Annotated in this window: 7 protein-coding genes; 2 read left to right on the top strand and 5 right to left on the bottom strand. The window is 57.0% G+C overall.

The genetic code is table 11. From position 1 onward, the window contains the following. Positions 1–482: 482 nt before the first annotated feature. From HJG40_RS07380 to moaB, 5 genes are all read right to left on the bottom strand, one after another. Entirely contained in the window at positions 483–3,392 is a 2,910-nt protein-coding gene (locus HJG40_RS07380) for an SNF2-related protein (protein ID WP_215863592.1), read from the bottom strand. 220 nt (positions 3,393–3,612) lie between these two features. Continuing rightward, entirely contained in the window at positions 3,613–4,218 is a 606-nt protein-coding gene (gene fic, locus HJG40_RS07375; protein ID WP_215863591.1) for a protein adenylyltransferase Fic, read from the bottom strand. Positions 4,219–4,289: 71 nt separating this feature from the next. Next, on the bottom strand, positions 4,290–4,748 hold the full coding sequence (locus HJG40_RS07370) for a copper resistance protein NlpE (RefSeq protein ID WP_215863590.1): 459 nt from the start codon (positions 4,746–4,748) through the stop codon (positions 4,290–4,292). Positions 4,749–4,778: 30 nt separating this feature from the next. Beyond that, positions 4,779–5,348, bottom strand: a complete 570-nt coding sequence (locus HJG40_RS07365) for a class I SAM-dependent methyltransferase (RefSeq protein WP_215863589.1) — start codon at positions 5,346–5,348, stop codon at positions 4,779–4,781. 8 nt (positions 5,349–5,356) lie between these two features. Beyond that, positions 5,357–5,899, bottom strand: coding sequence for a molybdenum cofactor biosynthesis protein B (gene moaB, locus HJG40_RS07360; protein ID WP_215863588.1), 543 nt, complete (start codon positions 5,897–5,899; stop codon positions 5,357–5,359). 144 nt (positions 5,900–6,043) lie between these two features. Between moaB and HJG40_RS07355 the strand changes: the two genes are divergently transcribed. Continuing rightward, on the top strand, positions 6,044–6,979 hold the full coding sequence (locus tag HJG40_RS07355; RefSeq protein WP_215863587.1) for a magnesium transporter CorA family protein: 936 nt from the start codon (positions 6,044–6,046) through the stop codon (positions 6,977–6,979). A 30-nt stretch (positions 6,980–7,009) separates the two neighbouring features. Continuing rightward, on the top strand, positions 7,010–7,951 hold the full coding sequence (locus HJG40_RS07350; RefSeq protein WP_215863586.1) for a magnesium transporter CorA family protein: 942 nt from the start codon (positions 7,010–7,012) through the stop codon (positions 7,949–7,951). Positions 7,952–7,954 lie beyond the last annotated feature (3 nt).

The following is a 7,954-nucleotide window of genomic DNA, read 5'->3' as shown; positions in this document are numbered from 1 at the left end:
CCCCAGTGGCGGTCTGCCCGCCGTAGAGCAGGCGCTCAAGATCATTGGCGAGCAGGTGATGGTTTTTCTCCCGCTCTTCCTTGATGACCGCCGCAGATGCCGACTGAAACCCCAAAGCATCGCCTTGCGTTCCTGACTTGATTAGTTGCCGCAGTAATTTTCCGCTCGCCATATATCAATCCCCCGAATTTTTGTCACATAAAATGTGTGCGCAGTTGACCAAGTAGCCGCACCCAGATATTTGATAAATCATCACAGCAACTCCAACTCGACTGCAAACAGTGTGCGCTCCTCGACTCTAATTACCCTCGAATTCGAGGGAATTGAAAGCAGGATTGTTTAGCTGCTCCCACACACCAAGAAACAGCACGGTATCCTTGTTTTTCAGCCATTGTTCGATCAGGGCGCTACCGCCGTCGAACCCTCGGACCATATCCGTCAGTGAAATGTAATCCTGCTCATTCCGGGTGTGATGCGGTTTTTCATGACAATTCCCATTCGACGGTAAACAGCGTGCGCTCTTCGACCTGCTGCTGAAGCTGCGCCTCCAACTGGCTGATGAGGTCATTGCGCTGGGCTTCGACTTCGTCCTGCCGGGCAAACAACTCTCGGCGCAGTTTGCTGCGCTTGCCTTCCAACTCACGCTGCTGCTTCTGCCATGAAAGTTTCTCTTCCAGCGTCGGCGAGGTCGCGGCAGTGCGGCGCACCTCCTTGATCTCGCGGTCGATCTCCTTGATTTCCTGCTCCAGACCGAGCTTCAGGTCGTCCGCCCAGGCGTCCAGCTTCTGCACTTCCTGCTCGAAGTAGCCGAGGTTGCGCTGGTTGATCTCGCGCAGGAGAACGTTCTTGCGGGCTTTCACGTCGGCCAGCAGGTCGGCGTCGGCCGCGTTGAACAGTCCCGCTGGCTGCGTGGTCGCGGGCAGGCGCAGCAGCTTCTCTGGGTCTTCTTCGGCCAACGGGACACCGTCGGTGGTACTGGCGGCGACCAGAAGGTGCTGCTCCTGATTGCCCAACGCCTCGACGGATATCAGTTTCAGGGTAAGCCATCCGGCCTTGCCGCGATAGGGCTCCAGCGTGCTGATCTTGGTGCCGTGGGCGTCGTAGTCGAACACAAGTTTGGCCCCGTCGAGCACGCGGGTCTTGGCCTGCTGCGTGATCCATAGCGCCAGCGGATGATTGACCCGGTACAGATGCGCGTCGCCAGAGCGGCGCGGCAGCTCATAGCGCCCAAGTGCGACGCCTGCCACGTCATTGTTCTCCATGTCAACCGGATGCCGATGGAGATCGAGCCCCTCGCCGTCGAAGCTGGCGCAGTCGCCCAGTTCAGCCTGGCTCAATTCCATCAGCATCTTCTCGAAGCGGCTGCGGACATTGCGGCTGTCGTCGGCCCGCATGCGCAGCTTCTCCTGCACTTCCTCATCAAAGTTTTCAAGCAATACCTGGCGCGTCTTGACCATCGCCTCGTTGATCTCGCCCGAGAGGTCGAGCTGGAGTTGCTCGAAGCTGGACTTGATTTCTGCAGGCTCTCGGCAGTTCTGGTAAATGTCGGCGATGCGGCGTTCGAAGTCGACGCCGGAACCAATTGCGCCCAGCACTTCGTCACTGGCCCCAAACACACCCTCGAAAAGCTGGAACTTCTGCGCCAGCAGTTCGTACACGCGGGCGTCGGCCTCGTTGCTGCGATCGACAAAGTTGACCACCACCACGTCGTGCTTCTGACCGTAGCGGTGGCAACGGCCGATGCGCTGCTCGATGCGCTGCGGGTTCCAGGGCAGGTCGTAGTTGATGACCAGCGAGCAGAACTGGAGGTTGATGCCTTCGGCGCCGGCCTCGGTGGCGATCATGACCTTGCCGCGCTCCTTGAAGTGCTCGACCAGTGCCGCGCGGGTGTCGGCGGTTTTGGAGCCGCTGATGCGGTCGGTGCCCTCAAAGCGCTTCAGCCAATCCTTGTAGATGGCCTGCGCACGTTGGTCGCTATTGGTGCCGTTGAAGAGCACGATGCCGTCGCCGTATGGCGTGCCGGCCAGCAAGTTGAGGAGATATTCCTGCGTGCGCCTGGATTCGGTGAAGATGATGGCCTTGCTGGACGCACCCAGCCGGTCCAGTTCGGCGAAGGCGCGATCAAGCGCGGTAAGCAGCGCCTTGCCCTTGGCGTTGTCCCGGATATTGGTTGCCAGAGCTTTGAAGTGGCGCAGCTCTTCGATCTCCTGCGCGATGGCATCGCGTTCCGTGTGGCTCGGTGCTGCAACGTCTGAGTCTTGGCCGCTCCACTCATCGGCGCCGCTTTCATCAAGATCGGCGTCGAGCGACTCATAGTCCTCGTCAAGTTCGTCGGCCAGATCGGGAACCACAGGTGCTTCGTCGAGAACGCCCTGGAGGCGCTTGGCCATCGTCTCCAGCGCACCCGCGATGGCGTGCGTGCTGGAGGCGAGCAACTTCCACAGCACCAGTGAAATCAGTTGGCGCTGCCCCTCGGGCAGGGCCTTGAGGTTGGGGCGGCGCAAGTAGTCGGCAACGAGCCTGGATAGTTCTTGCTCCTCGCTCGACGGCGTGAATTCCTCGACGATGGCCCTGCGCGCCGTGTACGACACGTAGGGCTGCACCTGTTTGCGCAGGGTGCGCTTGCAGAGGGGGGCCAGCCGGTCACGCAGGCTGCCGAAGGATTGCTCTCGGCCAGTGAACTGCGAGCGGAAGCTATCCAGGTCTCCGAACACGCGGTCATCGATGAAGCTGACCAGGCCATAGAGTTCGAGCAATGAGTTCTGCAGCGGCGTCGCCGTCAGAAGTGCCTTGGAGTGAACGCTTGAGAGCGCCTCCTTGAGGGTCTTGGCGATGACGTTGCTGGTCTTGTAGACGTTGCGCAGGCGATGCGCTTCGTCGAGAACGACCAAGTCCCAATCGATCCCCTTGACATCGTCCGCCTTGGCCTTGGCGAACTGATAGGAACAGATGATCGGGCCGGACGCGAACAGGAACGGGTTCTGCCGCGCCTGTGTGCCTTGGGCTGATTTTTTGAGGGCGTTGTAACTTTTGGCTTCGAGGATCAGCCCTTGCAGGCCGAACTTGTCCTGCAACTCTTGATGCCATTGCTTGCGCAGGTTCGCGGGAACAATGATCAAAACCCTGCGCCGCCGCTCCGCCCAGCGTTGCGAGATCACCAAGCCCGCCTCGATGGTCTTGCCGAGGCCCACTTCGTCGGCAAGGATGACACCGCGCGAAAGCGGGTTGCGGCAGGCGAAGAGGGCGGCATCGACCTGATGCGGGTTGAGATCGACCTGGGAATCGACCAGCGTCGAGGCCAGCGACTCCACGGTGTCGCCTGCCGCGCGGCGGGTGAGTAGCCACGCGACGTACTGGCTTTGATGCGGCGTCAAAGGTTGCTGCGTCGTCAACAATGTTCTTCCACTGGTCCTCTCCCGGACTCGATGCGGTGGCTAGCGTGGCGAAGACCCACTCATGTCTTCGCCTTTTTCATTTGCAGAAATTGATTACCTTTTGCTAAAACGCTTCAATTTTGACACAACATGGCAATATCTACCATTGGCCATCTGCCTGGATCGCAGAAGGAAGCAGATCATTCATTTTCATACTGCTAAATGACATTGCTCATGCCTATAGTTCCTCGGTCTTGAATTGGCTATAACCTTCATAAAAATAGCTCACGTCAATGCCTTTCATGAACAGGACGCGGTCGTTGATTTGGTCAGTGAGTGCGTGTTTGAGCAGGTGCTTAATTTCCAGGTCTTTCACCGGGCTGCGCTGCATGGCAGAAAGGTATTGTTCTTTATCGACCCGGTTCCAATCCACCATCTGCCTGATTTTCTTTTTCAATATCAGGTCCAGCCAGATGCGGGTGGCGCGGCCATTACCTTCACGAAAGGGGTGGGCCACATTCATTTCAACGTACTTTTCGATAATTTGCTCAAATGTGCCTTGAGGCATGGCGTCGATGTGTTTTAGCGACGCTTCCAGATACATCAGCGGGGCGAAGCGGAAATCACCCTTGGCAATATTCACTTCGCGGATTTTGCCCGCAAAAGCGTAGATTTCGCCAAATAAATAGGCATGAATATACGCCAGGCCCGCGAAGGTGCCGACTTCCACCATTTGCATATCGCCAGAATCAAACAACTGTTTGGCTTTTTGCTTGCTGAGTTTTTCTTCGGCTTTGGCCAGTTCAATTTGGTCGGTGATATGGAGCTTGTTTTCCAAGATCATTCGGGGTCTCCTTATTTTCGATGGCGGCAGGAATATCGGCCAAGTCCATATTCAGACTTTCGTTGTTGAGTTTATTTTTTCTTCAACACCATTTTTGCCGCCAGTGGACCGGTAATGGGCTGACCATTCATCCCCAACTGAATAAGCTGGTTTTCTCCTACCCGAAAGTACATGGGTTGTTGCATGCCTTCCAGCCGGATGGTTTGACCATTGACCCAGGTAAAGCTGTTACTACGCGAAAAGGCCGAACCCGGACGGTCTACATAGTGGGTGCTCAGAGCATAGGTTTGGTCTTTGTGCAGCACCAGGGTTTCGCGCACTCCGGGACAGTCGGCACAGGGCAGGGTACCCACGTAGGTTCCGGCCCAGTCGAGAGCCGTCTGGCTGCTGTGCATGTCCGGCGCGGCGGCCTTGGTATTTGGGTTAGCGGCTGGCGTAGCGGGTTCGGCTACCTTGGCGGGCAGCTTGGCGCAGGCACTCAGGGAAATGATAGCGAAGACAATCATGCGTAAACGGCCATTCCGGGTCATTGCTGGTCTTCCTCTTTATAGATCAGTAAATTACGCCAGTGTAACAGGGCTGGTAGGCGCTCTCCATATAGCACTGCTGCGGTCCGCTTCTTCCGCCAGCATCAGCAACTGCAACGCGGGGAAGGCCTGGTTCAGTTCACCCGGACGCAGGCGAAAATCCGGGTTTTGCGGTCCGCGCCCGGCATAAGGCCCCGCCCAGGTTTCGTAAAACAGCAAACCGTGGGCTTTTAAGGCTCGCGCCAATATCGGGAAAAGCGGGCGGTGCAAAAAATGGGCAACTACTATCACGTCGAAGCTGTCCGGCTCTGGTGGCTGCGCCAGCACATCCCGGCATTGGGCATGCAGGGGCAGGCCCGCCGCAGCCTGCTGAACGGCGGCAATGGCCGCGTCGGCGTAATCCCAGGCCCAGGTTTCCAGGCCTTGTCTGGCGAGGAACAAGGCATTAGCCCCCCGACCACAGGCAAGATCCAGCGCCGCACCCTGTGTAGGTAGCAAAGCCGCCTGCGCCTTGAGCAGGGGCAGGGGTGCTGCTGCCGGGGTGTCGCTCCCGGCGTAGCAGTTATTCCAGCGGGCCTGCCGCTCCTGTGCGTCTTCAGGCATGACGGGGATCAGTGTTCATGCCGAATACGCGGTAATAACTCACTGAGATTGCAGGGGCGGTGACGGTTATCCAGTTGCGGAATGATGATGGCTTCCATACCCAGCCGGACACCTCCAGTAGAACCGGGCAGCAAAAAGACGATGGTGCCCGAACAAATGGCGGCTTCGGCCCGGGACTGAATCGTGCTGGTGCCAATTTCTTCGTAGGACAACATGCGGAATAATTCACCAAAGCCCGGAATGGGTTTGCTGATCAGGGGTGCGAGGGCCTCCGGGGTCACATCCCGTCCGGTGACCCCGGTGCCACCAGTCGCGACAATCACGTCAATAGCCGGGTCGCTTATCCAGCTTTGCATCTGCTGGCGAAGTGTTTCGGCCGTATCGGGTAGGATGCAGCGCGCCGCTATCTGGTGTCCGGCAGCTTGGGCCAGCTCCGCAATTTTGTCGCCGGATTTGTCGGTTTCCGGGGTGCGGGTATCGGAAACCGTGAGGATGGCGAGGGCAAGGGGGATAAAGGCTTTACTATCAGTTGCGGAATGCACATTACTCACAGCGGAATTTCCTTTACAGGCGACACGGAAGTCCAGTATAAAAGGCTCCGTCCCGCGCTCCAAGTTGTGCCGGCTGAGTACCCATGACCGGGAACAAGCCAGACACTGGTGCCCTAACGCCCGCCTCTGATCTGGAGAACATCCATGGATGTATTTCCCCCAGCAGATCATCCCGTAACCGTCCATTCGGAAGAGCCAATTATTCCGGATCAGGTGAAGGGCTGGCAACATCTGACGGCGCCCAAACCCGCCGACTGGGTACAGGCCGGGCAGCTTGCTGATGACTGGGATTTTGCCCAGGATATTCTGGACCCCGATGAGCGCTCCTGGCTGCGGCGAGAAGAAAATCGGGTGTTTCTCACCTTGCAGTTTCCGGTGCGGGGGATCGTGGATGATGCCTGGACTTTGCGCCCATTGGGAATGGTTCTGCACCAGCAAAGCCTGACCACACTACTGGCTGAAGACCTGCCCTCGCTCTCGCCTTTTTTTGTGCAGTTGGAGCATCTTTCCAGCCCTCCGGAAAGCATCGAGATACTTGCGGCGATTCTTAAAATACTGGCCCAGAGTTATGAAGACGCCCTGCATCAACTGAACATGGCCATCCATGAAAATGAACGGCAACTGGATTGGACGCAAAGTAATGGTGACTTTTTCACCTTGCTGGAAATCAGTAAAAGTCTGACCCGTTTTGAAGTGGCTCTGGTCGGCAACATTGCCACGGCCTTCAAGATTTCGCGCCTGGCAGAAATTCGCGATGACCAGCCAGCGACCCGCCAGGTCGACACGGCCTTACTGGAGTTGCAGGTGGCCCATGAACGCGCCCGGGTTTATGCCGGAACCAGCACGTCGATGATGGATGCTTACGCTGGTATGGTACAAAACAACATCAACCACGGGCTCAAGGTGGTGACCGTTCTGGCTATGGTATTTTATGTACCGAGTATGCTGGCCACCCTGTATGGCGTAAACACGACCTTGCCCTTTCAGAAAACCCATTGGATTTTTTGGGTAGTGCTGTGTTTGGGGCTGGGTATTTCCGGGGGATTGGCCGCATTTTTCAAGCGCAAGGGCTGGATATGATCGGGCAGGAGTCTATAAAGGAGAGGCAGGATGCTGCACTGGTTTGACGACAAAACGGATGCCCAGCTGGAAATCACCCGTGATTTTCAGTGGCCCCCCAGTGCCACCTGGGTTCAGGTGGTTGCACCCAGCCAGGCCGAACTGGAATTTGTCGCCAAGCATCTGCAGGTACCCGACTATCTGTTTCAGGACGTTTCCGATGAAGACGAACGCCCACGTCTGGAACGCGACGGGGATGTGGCCCTGATCATTTTGAAAGTGCCGGCCCCCATGCAGGACGACGCGGAGCTCCGCTTTCGGACCCTGCCGGTAGGACTCTGGCTGCTACCCCAGCAAATGGTCACCGCCAGCGCGCATCCCTTGGCATTATGGGACGAATTACGCAGCCAGCGTCAGCGCGGCAAAATCCTGAATGTCCGGGGTCTGCTCGCCGAAATTTTCCAGGCTATTGCCCGGGATTTTCTGCGGGCATTACGCATTATCAACACAGAAATTGCCGCGACCGAAAAAATCCTCCGTCATTCACAAAACAATAATGAGTTTTTCCGGCTGCTGGCGCTGAACAAAAGTTTGATTCTGTTTTCTGCTGCACTCAAGGGAAACATTTCCGTGGCCCAGCAAACCTTGCGCCTGCCCATGCTGCTTCAGGATGAGGACGATCTGGAAGACATTGCTGATGCCCTGATTGATTTGCAGCAGGCCCGGGATATGACGGAAATTTATGCTTCCACCATCACCAACATGATGGATGCTTATGTGGGCGTGCTCCAGAACAACATCAGCAACACCCTGAAAATCATTACCGCCTGGACTGTGGTGGTGGCTTCCCCCGCTACGGTTGCCAGCATTTATGGCATGAACGTCCCTTTACCCCTACAGGATTGGACTTATGCATGGCCGGTACTGATGGGCGGGGGGTTTCTGATTTCCGGGCTGCTCTTTGTATTTTTCCGCAAAAAAGACTGGATCTGAGGC

The organism is Acidithiobacillus concretivorus (assembly GCF_018853445.1).
In the GTDB taxonomy this organism is placed as follows: domain Bacteria; phylum Pseudomonadota; class Gammaproteobacteria; order Acidithiobacillales; family Acidithiobacillaceae; genus Acidithiobacillus; species Acidithiobacillus concretivorus.
Note: the sequence above shows the minus strand (reverse complement) of the source record. Positions and strands in the feature narration are given on the sequence as shown.